This is a genomic window from Klebsiella michiganensis (genome assembly GCF_002925905.1).
GTDB classification, from domain to species: Bacteria; Pseudomonadota; Gammaproteobacteria; order Enterobacterales; family Enterobacteriaceae; genus Klebsiella; species Klebsiella michiganensis.
Window position 1 is genome coordinate 475031 of sequence record NZ_PRDB01000002.1, and the last position, 20790, is coordinate 495820.

Below are 20790 nucleotides of genomic sequence, written 5' to 3' on the forward strand. Positions count from 1 at the left end.
TAGGGTTTTAATCTCTCTGTGCGGAAATAATCTTCTTCATTTCCGCTACCGCTTCGCCATTGACGGCGTAGCGTAAGTATTCATCTGCTTCGGCATCCGTAGACATCGACAGTCCTGGATTGCGAAAGCGCATCGGGGACGGTAACCACTGGCCTGCCGAGGTATGCACCTCTTTTACCCCTGCCTGCAAAAATAGCGGCAGGTTGGCGGCGCGGACGCCTGCACCGGCCATAATAATAGGAGTATCGCTTTGGGAAATAAGTTCCCTGATTAATGAAATTCCTTTTTCGGCTGAAGACTGCTGGCCCGAAGTCAGGATACGCTGAACGCCGAGTTCAGCCAGCTCAGCGCTGGCCTGGCGCGGGTCGGCGCACATATCAAAGGCCCGATGAAAGGTGACGGCCAGGGTTCCCGCCGCCGCCATTATTTTTTTCATTCGCGCCCTGTCCACCCGACCGTCGGCGTCCAGAACGCCGATCACCATGCCGGGAAAACCGAGATCCTTCACCGCGGCCACATCATCAAGCATCGCGGCAAATTCGCCGGCGGTATAGCAAAAATCACCGCCGCGCGGGCGAATAATCGGATGAACGGGAATGGTCACCGCTTCACGCACCGATTTCAGTACCCCCAGCGAAGGCGTCAGCCCTCCCTCCCGCGGCGCGGCGCATAGCTCGATGCGATCGGCGCCCCGGCGCTGGGCCTCCAGCGCGCACTCCATGCTGTAACAACAGACTTCCAGTAAGGTCATTCTTCTCTCCGTCGATAGGGCAGGCACTACAGAATGTCACGATTTCTTCCGACAGACGCCGCGTCGCTTCACACTGTTATCGTTCAGCGTGTTCGCTGGCGACAATTTGCTCAATCGACCACGGGTGAAATTTGATCGTCACTTTGCCATCCGTTACCGCCAGGGTCGGATTCGGTAAACGCTCACGCTCTCCTTTCGGCGCGCTGGTCTTCACAAAAATGCCCGGCTGGCCCAGCCCTTCATCGGAAAGCAGCGCCAGCGCGCGGGTATTGAGCGTTTCAGGATCGCCCGGCAGAACGATTTCAATATGCTCCCAGCCTTCATGCGGATAGCGCTTTTCGCCCGGCCACGGCAGTTCAACGACGCTAAAACGCCAGTGCGCCACGACCACCGGCTCATCCAGCCTGAACAGGCAGATGGGTCGACCGTTAATGACATTTTCCGACAGCAGAGTAGCGCATTGTTCAAAGCCGCGACGCCAGCGCTCCGCCGTAGCGTTCTGGTGACAGCGCAGGGAAATATGGTCGGCGTCATGGGGCGTAATATCGAGACCGAGCCGGTGAGCAAGCGCGTTCAGCGCCTCGGTAAAGCGCGGCAGGTCCGCGGAAATATCGTTCAGTTCATCTATCTGCTGCCAGTTCGCCATCGTAAGCCTCGGTACTCGCTAAAAAGCGCTAATCTATCGCGTTTTCCGCGACCGACCAACCGGCAATCGCCGGCAGCGTCCCGCGAACGGTTATTCGTTGAGCGCGAGGCTCAGCAACCTCCGCGCGGTGCTGACGCGTGGGTGCAAATGCAGTATACTCCTGCCCTAATTTGTCCACATTCCCGCGCCGCCCCATCAGGGTGACGGCGTGTTAACGTAAGGTGTTTCGGTGAATATTCAGGCTCTTCTCTCAGAAAAAGTCAGTCAGGCCCTGATCGCGGCAGGCGCGTCTGCCGATTGCGAACCTCAGGTCCGCCAGTCAGCAAAAGTCCAGTTCGGCGACTATCAGGCCAACGGCGTGATGGCCGTTGCCAAAAAACTGGGCATGGCGCCGCGACAACTTGCAGAGCAGGTACTGTCTCATCTCGATCTGAGCGGGATTGCCAATAAGGTAGAGATCGCCGGCCCTGGCTTTATTAATATTTTCCTCGATCCGGCCTTCCTCGCGGAAAACGTCAGCAGCGCGCTGAAATCGGAACGTCTGGGTGTGGCTCAGCCGCAGGCGCAGACGGTAGTCGTCGATTACTCCGCGCCGAACGTGGCGAAAGAGATGCACGTAGGCCATCTGCGCTCCACCATTATTGGCGACGCCGCGGTGCGTACGCTGGAGTTTCTCGGCCATAAAGTGATCCGCGCTAACCACGTGGGCGACTGGGGCACCCAGTTCGGCATGCTCATCGCGTACCTGGAAAAACAGCAGCAGGAAAACGCCGGTGAAATGGCGCTGGCCGACCTCGAAGGTTTCTATCGCGAAGCGAAAAAACACTACGATGAAGATGAAGCCTTCGCCGAGCGCGCGCGCAGCTATGTCGTTAAGCTGCAGGGCGGCGACGAGTACTTCCGCGAAATGTGGCGCAAGCTGGTCGACATCACCATGTCGCAAAACCAGTTAACCTATAACCGCCTCAACGTTACCCTGACCCGCGACGACGTGATGGGTGAAAGCCTCTATAACCCGATGCTGCCGGGTATCGTTGCCGATCTGAAAGCCAAAGGTCTGGCGGTAGAAAGCGAAGGCGCGACCGTGGTATTCCTTGATGAGTACAAAAACAAGGAAGGTGAACCGATGGGCGTCATCATCCAGAAGAAGGATGGCGGCTACCTTTACACCACCACCGATATCGCCTGCGCAAAATACCGCTACGAGAATCTGCATGCGGATCGCGTGCTTTACTACATCGACTCTCGCCAGCACCAGCACCTGATGCAGGCGTGGACCATCGTGCGTAAAGCCGGCTACGTGCCGGATTCCGTCCCGCTGGAGCACCACATGTTCGGCATGATGCTCGGCAAAGATGGCAAACCGTTTAAAACCCGCGCCGGCGGTACCGTGAAGCTCGCCGACCTGCTGGACGAAGCGCTGGAGCGCGCACGCCGTCTGGTGGCGGAGAAAAACCCGGAGATGCCCGCCGATGAGCTGGAAAAACTGGCGAACGCGGTCGGGATCGGCGCGGTGAAATATGCCGACTTGTCTAAAAACCGCACCACCGACTACATCTTTGACTGGGACAACATGCTGGCCTTTGAGGGCAATACCGCGCCTTATATGCAGTATGCCTATACCCGCGTGCTCTCCGTGTTCCGCAAAGCGGATATCGATGAAAGCGCGCTGGCGGCGGCGCCGGTGGTCATCACCGAAGAGCGCGAAGCCCAGCTGGCGGCCCGTCTGCTGCAGTTTGAAGAAACCCTGACGGTCGTCGCGCGTGAAGGCACGCCGCACGTGATGTGTTCTTACCTGTACGATCTGGCGGGTCTGTTCTCCGGCTTCTACGAGCACTGCCCGATCCTGAGCGCCGAAAGCGAAGAGACGCGCAACAGCCGCCTGAAGCTGGCGCTGCTGACGGCGAAAACGCTGAAGCTGGGTCTGGATACCCTGGGTATCGAAACCGTAGAACGGATGTAAAACCAAACCCGGCGAAAGCCGGGTTTGGTTTATAACGCCTGATGGCGCCACGCTCATCAGACCTGCAGCATCATTGTATCCCCGGTAAGCGTAAGCGCCACCGGGGAAATTCCGCCCTTCTCAGAAATACTTCCGCAGATACTCCGTCAGGCACAGGATCGCCATCGCCTGGCCATACGGCATCGACGTCAGCGGAATGTCGCGATAAAAATCCAGATTCGAACCCATGCCGGTACCGAACGACGTTTGCAGCAGCTCCCCTTGCGCTGAGATATTCTGCACGATGCCGCGAATCGCTTTTTCCGCAACCTCCGCATACGCCTGGCTCACGTAGCGCTTGCGCACCGCTTTGAGGATCCCATAAGCAAAACCGGCGGTCGCCGACGCTTCCAGATAGGAGTCAGGATCGTCAAGCAGCGTATGCCACAGGCCGCTATCGTCCTGACAGCGGGCCAGCGCCGCAATCTGCGCATTCAGCACCTGCACCAGATAACGCCGTACCGCGCTGTTCTCGGGTAAATCCACCAGCTCCAGGAAATCCGGAATAACGATAGTCAGCCAGCTATTGCCGCGGGCCCAGCGAGCGTGGGCGAAATTATGCCGCCCCTCGTAGCTCCAGCCGTGAAACCACAGGCCGGTCTCACGGTCCATCAGATTCTGCACGTGCAGCAGAAACTGATATACCGCCTCCTCTACGTATTGCGGACGATTAAGCAGCTTGCCGATTTTCGCCAGCGGCAGAACCGTCATCATCAGCGTGTCGTCCCACATCTGCTGATGATTCTCTTCCGCCAGGGTGATGTGCTGCATGCCGCCAGACTCAGTGCGCGGCATTTCGTTCATCGCCCACTCCGCCCAGCTATCGAGCCAGGGCAGATACGCGGGGTTGCCCGTCTCTTCGTAGCGGTAAGCCAGGGTGAGAAACGGCGCCATGGTGTTGACGTTTTTGGTGGTCGCGCCTTCGGCAAAGCGGTCGGCAAACCAGCCATCAATAATGTCGCGCATCGCCGTATCGCCGGTCTGCTGGTAATACTGATAAATACCGTACAGGCCGACGCCGTGAGTCCACTCCCAGCCGTTCCACCCTTTGGTGTCGATAACGCGTCCGTCGTCCAGCCGCAGTAAAAATTGCCCGCTTTCGTCCTTAATGTTGACCAGATTGTGCGTCACCTTCTGAATCAGCGCCTGCAGTTCATTGCGGGCGATAAAACGCTCCGGCTGGCGCAGTAGTGGGCTATGTTTGACAGGCCAAACTTTCATATCCTTAACCTCTGTTATATGTCGAATTCATGGCTGAACGCGGCTTCAGCGCTGGCGCGGCGGGTTTATTCCGATTCAGATAACCAATATTGTTGTTTCCCCACAGGGCGTCGTACGGCATCCCGGCCAGCATCTCCACCACCTCACGATCCCCGGCGCTGGCCAGTTCTGGCTGAGCGCGACCGGATTCACGCATTTTCAGCGTTTCCGCGCGCAGGACGCTGTGGGTTTGCAGATTGAGCTTAAAGCGCAGGGAAACGAGGAAACCGCAGGCCAGCACCAGTAAGGTGCCCACGCTGAGGATCAGCAGAATGGTATGGCTCACTTCATAGGGCTGCGTTTTCTGTCCGGAGACAAAGCCCGACATCTGCATGATGATCCCCACCAGCATCACCGCTCCGGCCTGGGAAGCTTTACGCGTCAGGGTCATGATCCCGGCAAAGATGCCTTCGCGGCGCTGGCCGGTGATCACTTCGTCCACGTCGGCAATATAGGTGTAGGTGTTCCACGGAACGTAGTTGATGCCGCCGCGGCCCAGGCCCGCCACTGCGGATATCAGCAGCAGCAGCGAATAGACATCGCTGAGGCCAGCGTAGTACAGCACCGCGTAAGAGAGCGAACTCAGGCCGAACAGCACCACCACCATGCGATACGATGGCGCCGGCCCGAAGCGAATACACAGCGGGATCATGGCGATAACCGCAATAAACTGGAAGATCGCCATGGTTCCGAGCAGGTTAGAAGCCATTGAGGCTTCCTGCATCAGGACAAACACCACATAGTAGGTAAAGACCGCATTGAAGACATCCTGGGCGATATAGCCGCCCAGATACATCCCCAGATGCTGACGGAAAATTTTAATGCGCAGGGTCGAACTTAACTCAATGAACAGGCGGTTAAGACTCTGCGACAGGCTCAGGTTCTGTTTCTCCTCTTCGGCGCGCAGCGCGGCCTCCGTCCACTCTTCACGCGGGCGTTCCCAGGTAAAGAACCAGACGAAGGTCAGCATCATGGCGCACAGCACCGAGAACACCAGGCTGGCATAGAAGAAAGAAACGGCGTTGTCCTTACCAAAGATAGTCAGCAGAACGCCCGGCAGGAAGGAAGCCAGAATCGCCGACATCTGCGCCATAGAAATACGCGCGCCGGAGAATTTGGTTTTCTGTTTAAAATCATCGGTCATTTCCGGTACCAGCGTTTCATACGGCACCAGAATCATGGTGTAGACAATATCAAAAAGAAGATAGGTCAGCAGGTAGTACCAGAACCCCATATCCCCTACCCACATGATGGAGTAGCTAAACACGCAGGGGATGCCGAGCAGGATGAAGAACTTACGCCTGCCAAAACGTTTCCCCAGCCAGGTTGAGCCAAAGTTATCCGTCAGAAAGCCCATCAGCGGACTGATTACCGCATCCAGAACCCTGGCGGTGGCAAAAATAAGCGTCGCCTCGATAGGGGAAAGACCGCAAAAGGTGGTGTAGAAGTAGAGCAGCCATGCTGCTGTGAGTGCGGTCGTTCCCGCACCAAGGAAATCGCCCGATCCATAGGCAAGGTAGTTAACCAAACCGATTTTACGTGTTTTCATCGCCGTAAATCCTGTGTCTTTTTTTAGAGAACTCCGAACCGCGTTTTGGCCCATTCAGCCAAAAGGGGGTTGATACATGGCTACATTAAGAACATGGGAACGGCGTTACCTTTTCATTTTTGCCAGCCAAAAGCGTTCAATGGCAAAAACACAAAGAGTCGATGAACGCGCCTCACTGATTTATAAAACAGCGTTTCTTTTAATACAAAAGATCGGACCAAAAATTGCGAAGCGACCACCAAAATGGCGCACGGCGGAGTGAAATCTGGGCGCGTTATTTCGCTGCGGATAAACCTTGCGAAAGCTAAGGAATGGGAGTAAAGACAATAGAAAAGGGTTGTTTCGCGTATCTCAAGGAGGCTTGATGCCCTACTCACATCTGCTGGTCGCCGTGGCGCCAACCCCGGAAAGCCGGGTCCTCATTCAGAAAGCCGTCTCCATCGCCCGTCCGGTCAATGCGAAGGTCAGCCTGATTACCCTGGCAACGGACCCGGAGCTGTATAACCAGTTTGCGGCGCCAATGATGGAAAATTTACGTGAAGTGATGCAGGAGGAGACGCGCGGCTTTCTGGCCGAGCTCGCCCGCCACGCCGACTACCCGATAGAGAAAATGACTATCGCCAGCGGCGGGATTGCCCACCATGTGAAGGATTTTTGCCAGCGGCACCGCGTTGACCTGGTGATTTGCGGCAACCACAACCAGAGCCTGTTTTCTCGCGCCACCTGTTCGGCGAAAGATATCGTGTGCAGCAGCGGCGTTGACGTGCTGCTGGTGTGTCTGGAAAAAGGTTAGCGCCGAAAGCGCTAACCGCGATCGTCTCAGGCGAGCTTGGGGAAGGTCGCGACCTTGCGCGCTAAGTGGCTCTCCTCACTTCCTGGCTCAATCTCCTTTAGATCGGCAATAAACCGCTCCTGCCAGCGATGAATATCGTTATCTTTAATCACCGCCAGCATGGCCGAATGGCGGGCAATACGCTCGGCCAGCGGCATGGTTAACGCCTGGTCCAGCGCAGCCGCGACCTCGTCGCGATCGTAAGGATTGACGATTAAGGCCGTCGGCAGCTCGTTCGCCGCGCCGGCAAACTGCGACAGCACCAGCACGCCAGGATTTTGCGGGTCCTGCGCGGCCACATACTCTTTCGCCACCAGATTCATCCCATCGCGCAGCGGCGTAACCAGACCGACGTCCGAGTAGCGGAAGATTTTCATCAGCAGCTTGCGTTCAAAGTGCTGGTTCAGGTAATAAAGCGGCGTCCAGCCCAGCTGGCCATATCGGCCATTAATGCGGCCGGCCGCGGTTTCAAGCTGATGACGAATATCCTGGTAGGCCTGAACATCGCCGCGCGACGTCGGCGCAATCTGGGTATAGCGAATCTTGCCGTGATGCTGCGGATAGTTCTCCAGCAGCGCCTCGTAGGCCAGAAAACGCTCCGGCAGCCCCTTGGAATAGTCCAGCCGCTCAACGGAAAAGATATTCTGCACGCTTTTCAGTTCGCTCTTCAGCTGCGCCAGCTTCGGCGGCAGCGGCCCTTTTGCGCTCCGCGCAATCTCTTCCGGATCGATACCGATCGGATAGACTTCGGTGTGGAAAGGTTTCCCCCAGGCCACATGCTTTTTGCCGTCGCGCGTCGTCAGGCGAGTCTGCATAGATACGCAATCGAGAAACGCCAGGCGATCGCTCTCGGTCTGGAAACCCAGTAAATCGTAATCGCACAGCTGTTCAAGCAGCTCCGCGTGCGGCGGGAGCGCGTTAAAGACTTCCGGCGTCGGGAACGGAATATGTAAAAAGAAGCCGATGCGATTATTGACCCCGCGCTGGCGGAGTTCGCTGGCCAGCGGCAGCAGGTGGTAATCGTGGATCCAGACGATATCGTCAGGTTCGATCAGCGGCAGCAGTTTATCCGCCAGCGTTGCGTTGACGCGCTGATAGCCTTCCCAGGCTTCACGCTGAAAATCGACCAGATCGAGACGATAGTGGAAGGCGGGCCATAAAACGGCATTGGAAAAGCGGTTGTAATATTCGTCGTGATCCTGCTCGCTAAGGTTAAAGGAAGCCCAGGTGATATTCCCCTGCTTCACTTTTTTTAACGGCTGCTGGTCGTCACCGATTTCCCCACTCCAGCCGAACCACAGTCCTCCGGCTGCTTTTAATGCCCCCATAATCCCCACGGCAAGGCCACCGGCGCTGGCCTTTTTGTCATCCAGCGGGGCAATACGATTAGATACTACGACTAAGCGACTCATAGCCATCTCTCCTGTCGGTTAGCGCATCTGGTTGTTGCCCATGATTCGCGATGTTACTAATCCAAAGATGAACAGCGGCGACATCCGGCAGGCGCCAGTGCGCCTGGGTCTCACCGCCGCCCACTTTGACCGATACGCCACTCAGTTGATTGACGACGCTAAAACCCGCTTCATCGGTTAAGTCATCACCGACAAACACCGGCCTGCGCCCGCTGAATGGAGCTTCCTGCATAAAAGCGGCTATCGCTTCACCTTTATTCACTCCGCGCGGTTTGATCTCCACCACGCACTTACCCGGCTGTAACGCCAGAATGGGATGGCGCTGCACGACGGCCTGCGCCAGCTCCAGCACCGCGTGCTGATGCTCCGGCGCCTGTCGGTAGTGCAGAGCAAAGGCCATCCCCTTACTTTCCAGTTCGCATCCCGGCAAGTCATCCAGCGCCGCGGTCAGTTCCGCAGAGAGCGCCTTCTGGAGAGAATCCGGTAAAGAGACAATATGCGTTTTACCATTGATATCACGGCGTTCAGCCCCGTGGACACCGGCAAGCGGCAGCCGGTAAGGACGGGTAAGCTCATCCAGCTCAACCATTGAGCGCCCTGAAATCAATGCCACCGCGCCGTTGTGCTGCTGCACGAGCTGGCGCAGCGACTGCAAAACATCGGCAGGAATGACCACCTGATCGGGATGGGGTTTGATACCGGCAAGGGTACCGTCGAGGTCAAAGAAAAAAGCGCAGTTTCCGGTTAACGCAGGCGGTACATAAATCTGGTCAGCCACCCTGTTTCCTCCTTATCATGGCCAGCAACATGCTGGGTGTTAAATAATTGTAGCCATGTAAGTATAGACAGTGTGACCAGCCTCGCCATTTTTGATAGTCATTGCCAGCGCAACGAGCGCTGGCAATGGATTAGGATTAAACTGAAAAGTTGGACGAATCAAACGGCTCGTTTCGCTTTCTGTTTGTAGCGGTCGAAGATCACCGCCGCCAGTAAAATCACGCCGCGTACGACATACTGCGAGAATGGCGAGATATTGAGCAGGTTCATCGCATTCTCTACCGTTCCCAGGATCAGGATCCCGGCCACCACGTAGGAGATCTTACCGATCCCGCCTTTCAACGATACGCCCCCCAGCACGCAGGCCGAGATGACAATCAGCTCATAGCCAATCGAGGTCATCGGCTGTCCGCTGGTCATTCGTGAAGCCAGGATAATGCCTGCCGCCGCGGAAACCAGGCCGGAAAGGACGAAAATGATGATCTTGGTGCGCACTACCGGCACGCCCGCCAGACGCGCCGCTTCTTCGTTACCGCCAATCGCCAGGGTATTGCGGCCAAAGGTGGTTTTATTCAACAACAGGCCGAAGACAATCAGGCAGGCAACGGTCAGCCAGATAGGCGCTGGCAGGCCAAACCAGTTGGCGTAGCCGAGGGTAAAGAAACGCTCGTCTTCAATCCCAACCGCTTTACCGTCAGAGATGATATAGGCCAGACCGCGGACGATCTGCATGGTGGCCAGGGTGGTGATCAGGGCGTTAATCTTCAGGCGGGCAATCACAAAACCATTGACCAGGCCGCTCAGCGCGCCGAGCAGCAGACCGGCGCCGATCCCCACCCACATGCTCTCCGTCAGGTTAATCACCACCGCCGTGGTCACACCGGCACAGGCGATAACCGAGGCGACCGACAGATCGAAATCCCCCGATGCCAGGCAAAACAGCATTCCGCAGGCCACCATTCCGGACATAGAAATAGCCAGCCCCAGGCCTTTCATATTAATAAACGAGGCAAAATTAGGCACAAAAATCACGCAGCCAATAAACAGCACCGCGAAAACAACCAGCATGCCGAACTGATCCCAAATGCGGGAGAAGCTAAAAGCCGACCGGGTAGTACCTGAAGTGGTAACTGATGACATCATAGACTCCTTACTCAGGCGACAGCCTGGCTCACTTTTGGCATGGCAAGGCTCAATGCCTGCTGTTCATTCGCATGTTCATGCAGCAGCTCTCCGGCGATCTCACCCTCGCGCATCACAACAATGCGATCGGCGACGCCGAGAACTTCCGGTAAATCGCTGGAGGCAAAGACCACCGCGACGCCCGATGCCGCTAATGCGTAGATAACGTTGTAAATTTCATGTTTAGCACCCACGTCAATACCGCGCGTTGGCTCGTCAAGCAGGATGACTTTCATCTCTTCCGACAGCCAGCGGCCGAGGATCGCCTTCTGCTGATTGCCGCCGGAGAGGTTCATAATCAGCTGCTCGGCGCCGGGCGTTTTGATATTCAGCGATTTGATATGCTGGTCGGCGTTCTGCGCTTCCCAGGCGTTGTTGATAACGCAGCCGGCGAGAATATGCTTGCGGCGAGCGCTGATATTGATGTTGTCGCGCACCGAGTGGACCGGAATAATCCCCTCCGCTTTGCGGTCTTCCGGGCAGAGCATCATCCCGGCCTGAATCGCCTGAGCCGGCTTGCGAATATCAATGGCCTCCCCGTCGATATAAACCTGGCCGCCGGTTATTCTGCTGCCGCCGAATAAGCCTTTCATGAGCTCGCTGCGCCCGGCGCCAACCAGCCCAAACAGGCCGACGATTTCTCCACTGCGCACCGAAAGGCTGACGGGCTGCCGCACGCCTGGCGCCTTCACCTGTTCAAGACGCAAACGCTCTTTGCCATATTCACGCGGCTGCCAGCCGTAGATATCGCCCAGCTCGCGCCCCACCATCGCCTGTACCAGCGCGTCGTGGTTAACCTCTTGCATATTGTCGAAGGTGCGCACGTAGCGACCATCTTTGAATACCGTAATCGCGTCGCTTAACGCGAAGATCTCTTCCATGCGGTGGGAAACGTAAATAATGACCCGTCCTTCCTGGCGCAGCTCGCGGATAACCCGAAACAGGTTTTCGATTTCCCGCGCAGACAGGGAGCTGGTCGGCTCATCAAAGGCGATAATTTTTGCGTTACGCGCCAGCGCCTTGGCGATCTCCACCATCTGCCACTGGCCGATAGAGAGATACTTGAGCGGCGTTTCCGGATCGATATCCAGCCCCAGATGCTTCAGCTGCAGGCCGGCTTCATAATTCAGCAGCGACCGGTTCACAATCCCGCCTTTATGCGGCAGCTGCCCGAGGTAGATATTTTCCGCCACGGTCATTTCCGGGATCAGATGCAGCTCCTGATAGATAATGGCCACCCCGGCGTTCAGCGCCTCGGTGGTGTGGGTAAACGTCATCTGCTGGCCGCGGATTTGCAGGTTGCCGGCGGTCGGTATGTAGTTGCCGCTGAGAATTTTCAGCAGCGTGGATTTCCCGGCGCCGTTTTCTCCCATCAGGGCGTGCACCTGTCCGGCATAGCAGCCAAAGCTAATATCGGACAGCGCTTTAACGCCCGGGAATGTCATGGTGATGCCGTGGAATGAGAGATAAGGGGTAGACTGTTGCATAACGACTCCGCTTTTCTGTACAGAGCCTCTCGCGCCAAGGCAAGAGGCCCGGTCAACTGGCCTTACAGCCCTTTTTTCGCCAGCTCTTCTTTAAAGTTGTCGCGGGTAATCAGCACCACGTCGGTTACCGCGGTGAATTTCGGCGGTTCAACGTCTTTTGTCACCCAGTTGTAAAGCATTTCGCTGGTTTTATAGCCGTGAATATCCGGGCTTGGCAGTAAAGAGCCATAGAAACCGGTGGCCTGCGCTTTAGAAAGTTCGTTCACCGCATCGACGCCGTTGATACCGATCCCGATAACGTCAGGCGCTTTAAAGCCCTGGCCTTCGGTGGCGCGCACGCCGCCCAGCACGGTGTTGTCGTTCATGCCGACGATCAGCCAGTGCTTAACATTAGGATGTTGAACCAGCATGGAGTTACCGGCGTCAAACGCGCCGGGGATGTCGTTAGATTTGGTTGGCACGCGATAGATTTGTTGCTCCGGGAAACCGGCGGCTTTCAGAGCGTCCATTGAGCCGGTAGTGCGGCGGCGGGCGGTATCCAGCTCGTCGGAAGTAATGGCCATAACCGCGGTATCCTTCACGTCCCAACCGCGTTTCTGCATCTCTTTATAGAGCTCCTGCCCCTGGCGCGCGCCGATTTCGCTGGCCGCCATCATCACCAGCGGTACGCTGTCCATCGGTTTGCCTTTGGCGTTGACGAACTGGTCATCAACGGTAATCACTTTCATATCATAGCCGCGCGCTTTGGCGACAATGGCCGCCCCGAGCTTCGGATCCGGGGTGCAAATGACGAAGCCTTTGGCTCCGCTAGCCGCCAGGCTATCTATCGCGTTCAGGGTTTTCTCGCCGTCGGGCACAGCAATTTTAATGACATCGAAACCTAAATCTTTACCGGCCTTATCGGCAAATTTCCACTCGGTTTGAAACCATGGCTCTTCAGGCTGTTTCACCAGAAAACCCAGCTTAAGCGTCTCAGCCATAGCTGATTGTGACATAACCGCGGCAAGACCGATTGCCGCCAGCGCTTTAGTAAATTTGTGCATGGTAAACTCCAGCTTTAATTCGCTTTTATGTAGGGAATAATAAGTCTTAAATTTTTAATCGGACGAAAAACAAGGCATTAGAAAAATCTCAACGCTGAGTGCCGTTGTTTAAATAGTATTAACCGGAAATTATTTCTCCATACGAGAGCCCAATCACATCGCGGAATTACAGTAATTGCGTGCATATAAACAGCGAAAAATGACATAAAAAAAGCGCTAATTGTCAGACAATTAGCGCAGGCCGTAGCAATATTCTCTATATCATCAGCAGAGTTATCCCTGTAGAGATTACCAGCGACAATAAATGTGCTCCGCATGATTGCGAACGGGCGCCTCATCCCCCAATAAACGGGCGGCTACGGTAAATGAAAAGTCAAAAACGTGTCCCAGGCCTTTACCGCTAATCAAATTACCGTCCTCCACTACCGCCTGGTCCACGTACTCTCCGTCCGTGACGTGCTGCCATAACTCTCCCGAACAGACGTAGCGTCGCCCCTTGAGCAGCCCGTTGCCGCCGAGCACTCTCGCCGCCGCCGAACAGATCGGACAGATCAGCTTTCCCGCGGTATCGTGGGCCGAAATAAACGCCACGACGTCCCGGCTGGCGGCAAGATTGACGCTTCCCTGCGGGCCGCCGGGCAGAACCACCGCGTCGTACAGTATCCCGGCGCGCTCTGTTAGCGTGCTGTCCGCCACCATGGGGATATCGTGATAGCTCACCACCGCGCGCGAATCGGCGCAGGAGAGCAGTTCGACATCGAGGTGTAAGCGGCGAAGAATATCAATCACCACAATCGCTTCACCTTCCTCAAAACCCGGTGCCAGCAGCACCGCAACTTTTTTCATTTCCGACTCCTTCAGATAGCCTGTTAGCAATAATGTGTTTACAAAAGCAGCATCTTTTTAAATTAACCTCATCATTTTCTCACTCGCAGGCTATCACAAAATAGAATTATTAATCATTATTTTTAAAACTCAATTTCAACAAAATCATTAGAACTGCTATCAATTAATGAGGCGTGGAAATAAAAACATTTAAAATCAGCTAAATAAACTTATTTGCGTTCGTTAAAAATCAGACTTTATTCTTACAAAAGACCCTCTTTTCAAGATAAATACGGATGTTGTAACGAAATGTAAATATCACTCATTGAGAGTTTTCTTAATTCAAATATGGCGCTATTCTATATTTGTTGAGATAAGAAATTTAATTCAAACGGCTGTACAGAAATCCTGAATACTATTACTCAGGACTCTCTCTGTGCACCGTAATTTCTAAGGCGACCCTGATGTAGATGCGTCAAGATATGACGCCCGCCCCCTCCAAAGTGAATAAGGATATTTGTATGGCCGTACCAGGAATGGTTCAAAAGCTGAATAACCAGATGAATCTTGAGTTCAATACCTCAAATTTGTATCTGCATTTGAGCGAATGGTGTACTCAGCAACGGTTGAACGGTACCGCCACTTTTCTCCGTAACCGAGCGCAAGCCAGCATCACGCAGATGATGCGGGTCTTTGATTTTATGAAAAAATCAGGCGCCTGGCCCGTTGTGAAAGCAGAAGGAACCTACGGCACTGAATGTTCGTCCCTGGAAGATCTCTTTAGCAAAACCGTGGAAGATTATCAGCAGCGCAGCACGATACTTTCCAGCCTGGCGGAAGAGGCGAAGGCGCAAAGCGATGAATCAACCCTGCGTTTTCTGACGCTGCTTGCTGAAGAGCAGGATCAGGATGGCATGCTGCTGGAGACCATTCTTGAAGAAATCCGTCATGCGAAAAATGCCGGAACCAGCGTACAACAAACCGATAGCCACCTGCTGGATCTGGTCAGTCAACAGCGCGTATAACGCCATGCCGGCGGATGCTCGCCGGCGATAAATCATCAGAACTCGCCTGTTCGGGCCAGCGCTCTCTTTAATCACAGGTTCCCTGTCCCCCTTCTTTATCGGCGCTTCGGCGCCGTTTTTATTCCAGAAAAGCATTAAAAACTTTTAACCAGATCTCATTCCTGCTCCGCCGGAGGAATTAGCAGGGTATTGGTGATCTGGATCACGTTTAAAACTACGGGTTGAGAATATAAAAACACTGTTTCAAAAATTTAAAACACGGAGTTTACTTTAATGGCAAGATATACGGCTTCAGCCCCACAGGGGCTGCAGGGAAGACCGATTTTGTTACGCCATCAGTTAGCCTACGGCGGCGGGAATTTACTGGGAAGCGGCGCACTGGCGATCAGCGGCGCATGGCTGCTCTATTTTTATACAACCTTCTGTGGGCTGACGCTGATCGAAGCCTCCTTTATTTTTTCCGTCGCCAGCATTATCGACGCAATTAGTAACCCGCTGATGGGCTATCTCACCGATAACTTTGGCAAAACGCGGCTGGGTAAACGCTTTGGTCGTCGCCGTTTCTTTTTGTTGATTGGCATTCCGCTGATGATGTTCTACCCGCTGCTGTGGGTAGAAGGCCTCGGCTTTTGGTACTACCTGTGCACCTACGTCGTCTTTGAAATCATTTATACCTCGATTATGGTCCCCTATGAAACATTGGCGACCGAAATGACCGACGATTTCTCACTGCGTTCAAAGCTTACCGGTTATAAAGCGATTTTCGGCAAACTGGCCAACTTTCTCGCGGCATTTATCCCCGGGCAGTTCATCCTGCTTTATGGTAAAGAATCCGCCACCCCGTTTTTTCTCACCGGGCTGACCTACGGCGTCATTCTTGTCGTGGCCATCTCCTGCCTGTGGTACTGCAGCTGGGAGCGTCCCCGCGAAGAGGAGATAAGCAAGGGAGAGAAAAAGGGACTGTTCAATACTCTGCTCATGCTGGCGAAAGATATGCGCTCAACGTTTTACCTGCGCGTATTCCGTAAACACCTGGGCATGTATCTCTGCGGCTTCGGCGCCGAGTGGCTTTTTGCCTCGATCTTCACCTACTTTGTTATATTCGTGCTGCAGCACGATCCGGCGATGGTGGCCGGGCTTAACAGTCTGAACTCCATCCTGCAGCTGGTATCAACGGCCCTGTTTATCGGCCTGTGCGTGAAGAAAGGTTTCAGTAAGCCGTATATTCTGGCACTGGGCGTGGTTATCTTTGCCGTTCTGCTCTACACCTCGCTGTGGTTCTTCCATCTGCCGGCGCATCTGGCCACCGTCCTGATGTTTGGCATTACCGTACTCTTCGGCCTGGGCACCGGTGGCGTGTACTATATTCCCTGGACCGTTTACACCTTTTTGGCGGATGTCGATGAAATCTATACCGGCCGTCGCCGCGAAGGGATCTATGCGGGAGCCATGACTTTCTCCGGTAAAATTTTGCGCTCGATTATCGTCTTTTCCATGGGGGCGATCCTCAGCTTCTACGGCTTTCAGTCGAAAGCACATACGCAGCCAGAGAGCGCGGTCACCGCGATTGCGGTGGTGTTTTGTGCGGGTGTGATTCTGCTGGCGCTGGCAGCCATTGTGTTCAGTAAGCAGATGAAACTCGATCGCAAGGCGCATCTGGTAGTGCTGCAGGAAGTCGCGCGTATTAAAGCAGGCGGTAAGATCGCCGATATCGCACCGGACGTTCGCCTTGTCGTTGAAGATTTAGTTGGCCACCGGTACGAAGAGTGCTGGGGCAACAGCAGGCTGTTTAAAGATACGCAGGAAGGCGCCGTTCAAACCGCCGTCTCCCACTAACAGGTGATAACGCCCCGCTATCACAATGATGGCGGGGCTGACGCCGCTAGTGCGCTTCTTCCTGCGGGGTGAATTTCAGTTCAATCAGCGCGATGGCCTTTTGTACCGCCCGCAGGGTCACCGGGTCAGCCGATGCCGGGTGGCTGGCAAAATCGATGGCTTTCAGCTGGGTGGTCATTTTTTCGCGCACCTCGACGGGGGCGATGACGTCGATGACGTCAAGGATCTGTTTGATAACTAACTGGCAGGCAACCACGTCAGAGACCAGCTCGTCGTGCTCGGTAAGATGTTGAGACATTTTTCACTCCTTTTTTCAGGAGCGTAATAGTACCCTAAATCCCGGGATATAAAAAAACCTGCCGCAGCAGGTTTTTTTATCAGAACATAGCGCCAGGCGGTACGTCTTTGAAGGTTTTGCAGTAGTTTTCGAACATGCTCTTCAGGATTTTGCGCAGTTTCATGGTTGACTCCATTTTTGTTATGCAGGTGTTAATGCCCTGATGGTTATAATATGACTTACATCACAAAAATCAATATAAACGTGCGCTAAATCACCTATTTTTTACCAAAATAATTTAATTTTTAAACAAAATGGGCAGAACCGGATAGTGAATAGCCGAACGCTCCGGACCAATCTGCGCTCTCTTTGCTATGGCAGCGACACAATAATGAGTACACACACCTCCTCCAGGGACGACCGTTCTTTTTCAGCACCTGCGCTACTGGTGGCTGGCGCCTTTTTTATGGAGTTTCTCGACGGCACGGTGATAGCCACCGCCCTGCCCGACATGGCGAAAGATTTTGGCGTGACGGCGGTCGACCTCAATATCGGGATTAGCGCTTATCTTATTACCCTTGCGGTTCTGATACCGGCCAGCGGCTGGATCGCCGATCGTTTTGGCGCGCGGAAAATCTTTACTCTCGCGCTGGCGATTTTTACCCTGGCGTCGGTATTTTGCGGGCTGTCGACCAACGTCGATGTGTTCGTCGCGATGCGTATTCTTCAGGGGATAGGCGGCGCGCTGATGGTGCCCGTTGGCCGGCTGGCGGTACTACGTACCACGCCGAAGCACCAGTTGATTAAGGCGATTGCCACCCTGACCTGGCCGGCGCTGGTCGCGCCCATTATTGGCCCACCGCTGGGCGGATTTATCACCCGCTACGCCAGCTGGCACTGGATCTTCTTTATTAACGTGCCGCTCGGGCTTATCGCTATCGCCCTGTCGCTGCGTATCATTCCGAATATTCGCGAAGATGAGCAGCGCCCCTTCGACCTTTCCGGCTTTGTTGCCACCTCGGTGGCGATGGTTAGCCTGGTCGCCGCCATGGAGCTGCTCGGCGATCGCCAGCCTCTGGGCTGGCAGACGCTGGCGCTGCTGGCGTTGGGCCTGGGCTGCATGCTCTTCGCGCTGCGGCACTTCCGCCGCACCAGGTGGCCGATGGTGCGCCTTGATGCGCTCAAGATCCCCACCTTCCGGGTCACCATGTACGGCGGTTCCCTGTTCCGCGCCTCCATTAGCGCCGTGCCGTTTCTGCTGCCGCTGCTTTTCCAGGTCGGATTTGGTATGGACCCCTTCCACTCGGGGCTGCTGGTGCTGGCCGTGTTCGTCGGCAACTTAACCATCAAGCCCCTCACAACGCCGCTGATCCGCTGGCTGGGCTTTCGCCGCCTGCTGCTGATTAACGGCGCATTAAACGTTTTGTCGCTGCTGGCCTGCGCTTTTTTAACGCCGCAAACGCCGGTTTGGCTGATCTTTGTGATTCTCTATCTTGGCGGGGTCTTCCGCTCTATCCAGTTTACCGGCATCAGCACGCTCGCGTTTGCCGATGTGCCTTCCGCGCAAATGAGCTACGCCAATACCCTGTTCAGCACCGCGTCACAGCTGGCCGTGGGGCTGGGCATCACGCTCGGCGCGATAGGTATTCGTCTTGGGGAAACGTTCAGCGAATGGTTTACGCTTTCTCACCTGCCGGGCATCAGCTTCCGCCTGTCGTTTATTTTTATCGCGGTGATTTGCCTGGTCGGCATGATTGATAGCCTGCATCTGGCCAAAGAGGCGGGTAGCAGCGTATCGAACAAAAAGAAGTAGCCAAAGAAAAGGCCAGCAGCGCTGGCCTTTAGCATCTCATCATGACGGGATATTAACCGACGATCTGGCGCACAAACGCTTCGATCTCTTTATCCTGGCAGTTCTCAAAGAAGCACTGCTGGAAACGAGGGCCAGAAACGGCGGTTTTCACCAGCTCCGGATCGATCGCGCGCAGCGTATCCAGATAGTTTTCCTTAACCACCGCCGCTTTAACCGCGTTCAGGATCCCGGCGTTACGCACCTGAGGCTCTTTACGCTCCGGCGGATAACCTTCGCCGTTGCGGCCGGTAAAAGCTTTTTCAAAGATAAAGCGTACGTTCAGCTCTGCGCCCCAGCCAAAACCCTTTGCAAACGGCAGAGAAAGCGCGTTACCGTTGTTGATCTGCGCAAACAGGAAGGCATCAGCAGGGTCGATACAGTAGCCGCATACCACGCCAGGGTGAATATTCAGCGACATCAGCGCGCCCTGCCCGGTACCGCAGCCGGTCACCACAAAGTCCACCGCTTTCGAATTCAGCAGGATACTGGCCATGATCCCCAGATGAATATAGGTCAGATGATGATCGTTTTCATCGCTCATACCGACGTTGTAAACCGGGAAGCCTTTTTCTTCAGCAACGGCGTTTAACTCATTGAGGATGATGGCGTTTTTGTTCGCCTGGCTGTTTTCCATCATCAGTGCGATTTTCATGCTTTACTCTCCTGAATGCTCTGCGGGCACTCCCGCGATAGTTCGTTAGCGTTGCTATGAACAATACTACCTTACGAACATACTTTCAAATTTTATGAAAAGTTGTTTTATAAATTGCATCTCGCCTCACACTTTTGACTTCCGCCCCCGGATGGTACGGCATCCCCCCACCCTTACCCGCGTCAGGCTAATCCCGCCGCGGCCGCCGGGCGGGTCTATTTTCACCGCTAAATTAGGCGCAACGATTTTTCGCATGGAATATTAAATTAAAACCATTCTCATTATTTTTAAATCGCCAATGCGTGTTATTCCCATTTGCATTATTAATAAATGATTTTATTAATTTACTTTTTGCAAATAAATTAATAACAAATTATAGTGAGCGCACAATAATCCTTAATTCTATTTCCCCGGAGCAGCCTGATGCTAAAAACTGAAATGATCGACAAGCTGAATGCGCAGATGAATCTCGAACTTTATTCCTCTCTGCTTTATCAGCAAATGAGCGCCTGGTGCAGCTACCACAGTTTTGAAGGCGCCGCCGCGTTTCTGCGTCGCCACGCGCAGGAAGAAATGACCCATATGCAGCGCCTGTTCGACTATCTGACCGATACCGGCAGCCTGCCCTGCATCACGGCTATCGCCTCACCTTTCGCCGAATATGCGTCCCTGGATGAGCTATTTCGCGTCACCTACGAACATGAACAGCTGATTACGCAGAAAATTAACGAACTGGCCCATGCGGCAATGACCAGCCAGGATTATCCAACATTTAATTTCCTGCAGTGGTACGTTGCTGAGCAGCACGAAGAAGAGAAACTGTTTAAATCCGTTATTGATAAATTGACCCTTGCCGGTAAAAGCGGTGAAGGCCTGTACTTTATTGATAAAGAGCTGGCAACGCTCGACACACAAAATTAATAATTACGGCAGCGACGCCCGGCGTTCGCTGCCGTATGAGTATTAATGGCGGCAAATTTTACTTTCGTGCGTATTAAATCCTTCCTCAGCGGCAATAAATTTGCCTTTTTTCTGCAAAAACGCCACCAGCTCCGCCGCGCTCAGATTTTCCGCCGAGCAGGTATGGAATCGAACCTCTTTCCCAAAACGGTCGATAATCGCCGCTTCCAGCGTAGCAACAGTGTAAGACTCGCCTGATGAAATCATCATTTGCAGCACTTCGTGACCATGAATCGATGGCATAACCCCTCCCGTAAAGGCCGAAGAATAAACCAGCCAGGGCGGCGGATTCTTGCGCCAGCGCAGCTTTCGCGCAAACCCCTGGCATCGTAAAGTTATCATTACACTCCCTGTAACCCTCATTTGACGAACTCACTGATTTCACATACTCTGCGCGGCATAATTAATTGTGTATTCCGTGA

The 20790-nt window shown here is 54.4% G+C and carries 21 protein-coding genes; 7 read left to right on the forward strand and 14 right to left on the reverse strand.

Annotated features, from left to right (window positions below):
• Positions 1-7 precede the first annotated feature (7 nt).
• Both cutC and CDA56_RS09345 read right to left on the reverse strand, forming a co-directional pair.
• Positions 8-751 (reverse strand): copper homeostasis protein CutC, encoded by a 744-nt coding sequence (gene cutC / locus CDA56_RS09340; RefSeq protein WP_103814998.1) that lies wholly within the window; start codon positions 749-751, stop codon positions 8-10.
• Positions 752-827: 76 nt separating this feature from the next.
• Complete coding sequence (locus tag CDA56_RS09345; RefSeq protein WP_032720340.1) at positions 828-1397, reverse strand: VOC family protein; 570 nt, start codon at positions 1395-1397, stop codon at positions 828-830.
• A 229-nt stretch (positions 1398-1626) separates the two neighbouring features.
• Here CDA56_RS09345 and argS point away from each other — a divergent pair, with 229 nt between their 5' ends.
• Complete coding sequence (argS, locus tag CDA56_RS09350) at positions 1627-3360, forward strand: arginine--tRNA ligase (RefSeq protein ID WP_025106115.1); 1734 nt, start codon at positions 1627-1629, stop codon at positions 3358-3360.
• Positions 3361-3480: 120 nt separating this feature from the next.
• On the opposite strand, the gene bglB is transcribed toward argS, so the two are convergent.
• Together bglB and CDA56_RS09360 are read right to left on the reverse strand one after the other, a co-directional pair.
• On the reverse strand, positions 3481-4620 hold the full coding sequence (bglB, locus tag CDA56_RS09355; RefSeq protein ID WP_014229860.1) for a beta-galactosidase BglB: 1140 nt from the start codon (positions 4618-4620) through the stop codon (positions 3481-3483).
• Positions 4621-4624: 4 nt separating this feature from the next.
• On the reverse strand, positions 4625-6208 hold the full coding sequence (locus tag CDA56_RS09360) for an MFS transporter (protein WP_009652039.1): 1584 nt from the start codon (positions 6206-6208) through the stop codon (positions 4625-4627).
• 76 nt (positions 6209-6284) lie between these two features.
• On the opposite strand from CDA56_RS09360, the gene CDA56_RS30885 reads away from it, so the two are divergent.
• Both CDA56_RS30885 and uspC read left to right on the forward strand, forming a co-directional pair.
• A complete protein-coding gene (locus tag CDA56_RS30885; RefSeq protein ID WP_158413359.1) occupies positions 6285-6470 on the forward strand; it encodes a hypothetical protein in 186 nt (61 codons plus the stop codon).
• 102 nt (positions 6471-6572) lie between these two features.
• On the forward strand, positions 6573-7001 hold the full coding sequence (gene uspC / locus CDA56_RS09370; protein ID WP_049079995.1) for a universal stress protein UspC: 429 nt from the start codon (positions 6573-6575) through the stop codon (positions 6999-7001).
• A gap of 26 nt (positions 7002-7027) precedes the next feature.
• On the opposite strand, the gene otsA is transcribed toward uspC, so the two are convergent.
• The 6 genes from otsA to CDA56_RS09400 all read right to left on the reverse strand — a co-directional run bounded on the left by otsA (position 7028) and on the right by CDA56_RS09400 (position 13787).
• Positions 7028-8452, reverse strand: a complete 1425-nt coding sequence (gene otsA / locus CDA56_RS09375; RefSeq protein ID WP_103815000.1) for an alpha,alpha-trehalose-phosphate synthase — start codon at positions 8450-8452, stop codon at positions 7028-7030.
• Positions 8427-9230: a trehalose-phosphatase gene (gene otsB / locus CDA56_RS09380; RefSeq protein ID WP_049069088.1), complete on the reverse strand. Its 804-nt coding sequence runs from the start codon at positions 9228-9230 to the stop codon at positions 8427-8429. Before otsB ends, otsA begins: the two co-directional genes overlap by 26 nt.
• Positions 9231-9388: 158 nt before the next feature.
• Complete coding sequence (araH, locus tag CDA56_RS09385; RefSeq protein WP_025106114.1) at positions 9389-10369, reverse strand: L-arabinose ABC transporter permease AraH; 981 nt, start codon at positions 10367-10369, stop codon at positions 9389-9391.
• Between the two features lie 14 nt (positions 10370-10383).
• Positions 10384-11898, reverse strand: a complete 1515-nt coding sequence (gene araG / locus CDA56_RS09390; protein WP_025106113.1) for an L-arabinose ABC transporter ATP-binding protein AraG — start codon at positions 11896-11898, stop codon at positions 10384-10386.
• 62 nt (positions 11899-11960) lie between these two features.
• A complete protein-coding gene (locus CDA56_RS09395) occupies positions 11961-12941 on the reverse strand; it encodes an arabinose ABC transporter substrate-binding protein (protein ID WP_004852174.1) in 981 nt (326 codons plus the stop codon).
• Positions 12942-13229: 288 nt separating this feature from the next.
• Complete coding sequence (locus CDA56_RS09400; RefSeq protein ID WP_032693589.1) at positions 13230-13787, reverse strand: DJ-1/PfpI family protein; 558 nt, start codon at positions 13785-13787, stop codon at positions 13230-13232.
• A gap of 500 nt (positions 13788-14287) precedes the next feature.
• Between CDA56_RS09400 and CDA56_RS09405 the strand changes: the two genes are divergently transcribed.
• Together CDA56_RS09405 and CDA56_RS09410 are read left to right on the forward strand one after the other, a co-directional pair.
• Positions 14288-14791, forward strand: a complete 504-nt coding sequence (locus CDA56_RS09405) for a non-heme ferritin-like protein (protein ID WP_049079994.1) — start codon at positions 14288-14290, stop codon at positions 14789-14791.
• Positions 14792-15064: 273 nt separating this feature from the next.
• Entirely contained in the window at positions 15065-16627 is a 1563-nt protein-coding gene (locus tag CDA56_RS09410; protein WP_049082495.1) for an MFS transporter, read from the forward strand.
• Positions 16628-16673: 46 nt separating this feature from the next.
• On the opposite strand, the gene CDA56_RS09415 is transcribed toward CDA56_RS09410, so the two are convergent.
• Both CDA56_RS09415 and azuC read right to left on the reverse strand, forming a co-directional pair.
• Positions 16674-16925 carry a DUF2766 family protein gene (locus CDA56_RS09415; RefSeq protein WP_014229868.1) on the reverse strand — a complete coding sequence of 84 codons (252 nt, stop codon included), beginning with the start codon at positions 16923-16925 and terminating at the stop codon, positions 16674-16676.
• Between the two features lie 79 nt (positions 16926-17004).
• Positions 17005-17088, reverse strand: coding sequence for a stress response protein AzuC (azuC, locus tag CDA56_RS09420; protein ID WP_014229869.1), 84 nt, complete (start codon positions 17086-17088; stop codon positions 17005-17007).
• 207 nt (positions 17089-17295) lie between these two features.
• On the opposite strand from azuC, the gene CDA56_RS09425 reads away from it, so the two are divergent.
• Positions 17296-18717 carry an MFS transporter gene (locus CDA56_RS09425; protein ID WP_047723520.1) on the forward strand — a complete coding sequence of 474 codons (1422 nt, stop codon included), beginning with the start codon at positions 17296-17298 and terminating at the stop codon, positions 18715-18717.
• A gap of 52 nt (positions 18718-18769) precedes the next feature.
• On the opposite strand, the gene CDA56_RS09430 is transcribed toward CDA56_RS09425, so the two are convergent.
• On the reverse strand, positions 18770-19408 hold the full coding sequence (locus tag CDA56_RS09430) for an RpiB/LacA/LacB family sugar-phosphate isomerase (protein ID WP_014229871.1): 639 nt from the start codon (positions 19406-19408) through the stop codon (positions 18770-18772).
• Between the two features lie 423 nt (positions 19409-19831).
• Here CDA56_RS09430 and ftnA point away from each other — a divergent pair, with 423 nt between their 5' ends.
• Complete coding sequence (ftnA, locus tag CDA56_RS09440; RefSeq protein ID WP_004852185.1) at positions 19832-20329, forward strand: non-heme ferritin; 498 nt, start codon at positions 19832-19834, stop codon at positions 20327-20329.
• Positions 20330-20371: 42 nt separating this feature from the next.
• Here the strand turns inward: ftnA and CDA56_RS09445 are convergent, their stop codons facing one another.
• Positions 20372-20611 carry a YecH family metal-binding protein gene (locus CDA56_RS09445; RefSeq protein WP_004852186.1) on the reverse strand — a complete coding sequence of 80 codons (240 nt, stop codon included), beginning with the start codon at positions 20609-20611 and terminating at the stop codon, positions 20372-20374.
• Positions 20612-20790: the final 179 nt, after the last annotated feature.

Bases quoted from the DNA above. Each gene is read 5' to 3' on its own strand.
- CDA56_RS09345 (WP_032720340.1), bottom strand. From the start codon at position 1,397: ATGGCGAACTGGCAGCAGATAGATGAACTGAACGATATTTCCGCGGAC.
- CDA56_RS09425 (WP_047723520.1), top strand. From the start codon at position 17,296: ATGAGTACACACACCTCCTCCAGGGACGACCGTTCTTTTTCAGCACCT.
- CDA56_RS09395 (WP_004852174.1), bottom strand. From the start codon at position 12,941: ATGCACAAATTTACTAAAGCGCTGGCGGCAATCGGTCTTGCCGCGGTT.
- CDA56_RS30885 (WP_158413359.1), top strand. From the start codon at position 6,285: ATGGCTACATTAAGAACATGGGAACGGCGTTACCTTTTCATTTTTGCC.
- CDA56_RS09410 (WP_049082495.1), top strand. From the start codon at position 15,065: ATGGCAAGATATACGGCTTCAGCCCCACAGGGGCTGCAGGGAAGACCG.
- araH (WP_025106114.1), bottom strand. From the start codon at position 10,369: ATGTCATCAGTTACCACTTCAGGTACTACCCGGTCGGCTTTTAGCTTC.
- CDA56_RS09445 (WP_004852186.1), bottom strand. From the start codon at position 20,611: ATGCCATCGATTCATGGTCACGAAGTGCTGCAAATGATGATTTCATCA.
- azuC (WP_014229869.1), bottom strand. From the start codon at position 17,088: ATGAAACTGCGCAAAATCCTGAAGAGCATGTTCGAAAACTACTGCAAA.
- CDA56_RS09415 (WP_014229868.1), bottom strand. From the start codon at position 16,925: ATGTCTCAACATCTTACCGAGCACGACGAGCTGGTCTCTGACGTGGTT.
- CDA56_RS09405 (WP_049079994.1), top strand. From the start codon at position 14,288: ATGGCCGTACCAGGAATGGTTCAAAAGCTGAATAACCAGATGAATCTT.
- CDA56_RS09430 (WP_014229871.1), bottom strand. From the start codon at position 19,408: ATGAAAATCGCACTGATGATGGAAAACAGCCAGGCGAACAAAAACGCC.
- bglB (WP_014229860.1), bottom strand. From the start codon at position 4,620: ATGAAAGTTTGGCCTGTCAAACATAGCCCACTACTGCGCCAGCCGGAG.
- CDA56_RS09400 (WP_032693589.1), bottom strand. From the start codon at position 13,787: ATGAAAAAAGTTGCGGTGCTGCTGGCACCGGGTTTTGAGGAAGGTGAA.
- cutC (WP_103814998.1), bottom strand. From the start codon at position 751: ATGACCTTACTGGAAGTCTGTTGTTACAGCATGGAGTGCGCGCTGGAG.
- araG (WP_025106113.1), bottom strand. From the start codon at position 11,898: ATGCAACAGTCTACCCCTTATCTCTCATTCCACGGCATCACCATGACA.
- uspC (WP_049079995.1), top strand. From the start codon at position 6,573: ATGCCCTACTCACATCTGCTGGTCGCCGTGGCGCCAACCCCGGAAAGC.
- otsA (WP_103815000.1), bottom strand. From the start codon at position 8,452: ATGAGTCGCTTAGTCGTAGTATCTAATCGTATTGCCCCGCTGGATGAC.
- CDA56_RS09360 (WP_009652039.1), bottom strand. From the start codon at position 6,208: ATGAAAACACGTAAAATCGGTTTGGTTAACTACCTTGCCTATGGATCG.
- ftnA (WP_004852185.1), top strand. From the start codon at position 19,832: ATGCTAAAAACTGAAATGATCGACAAGCTGAATGCGCAGATGAATCTC.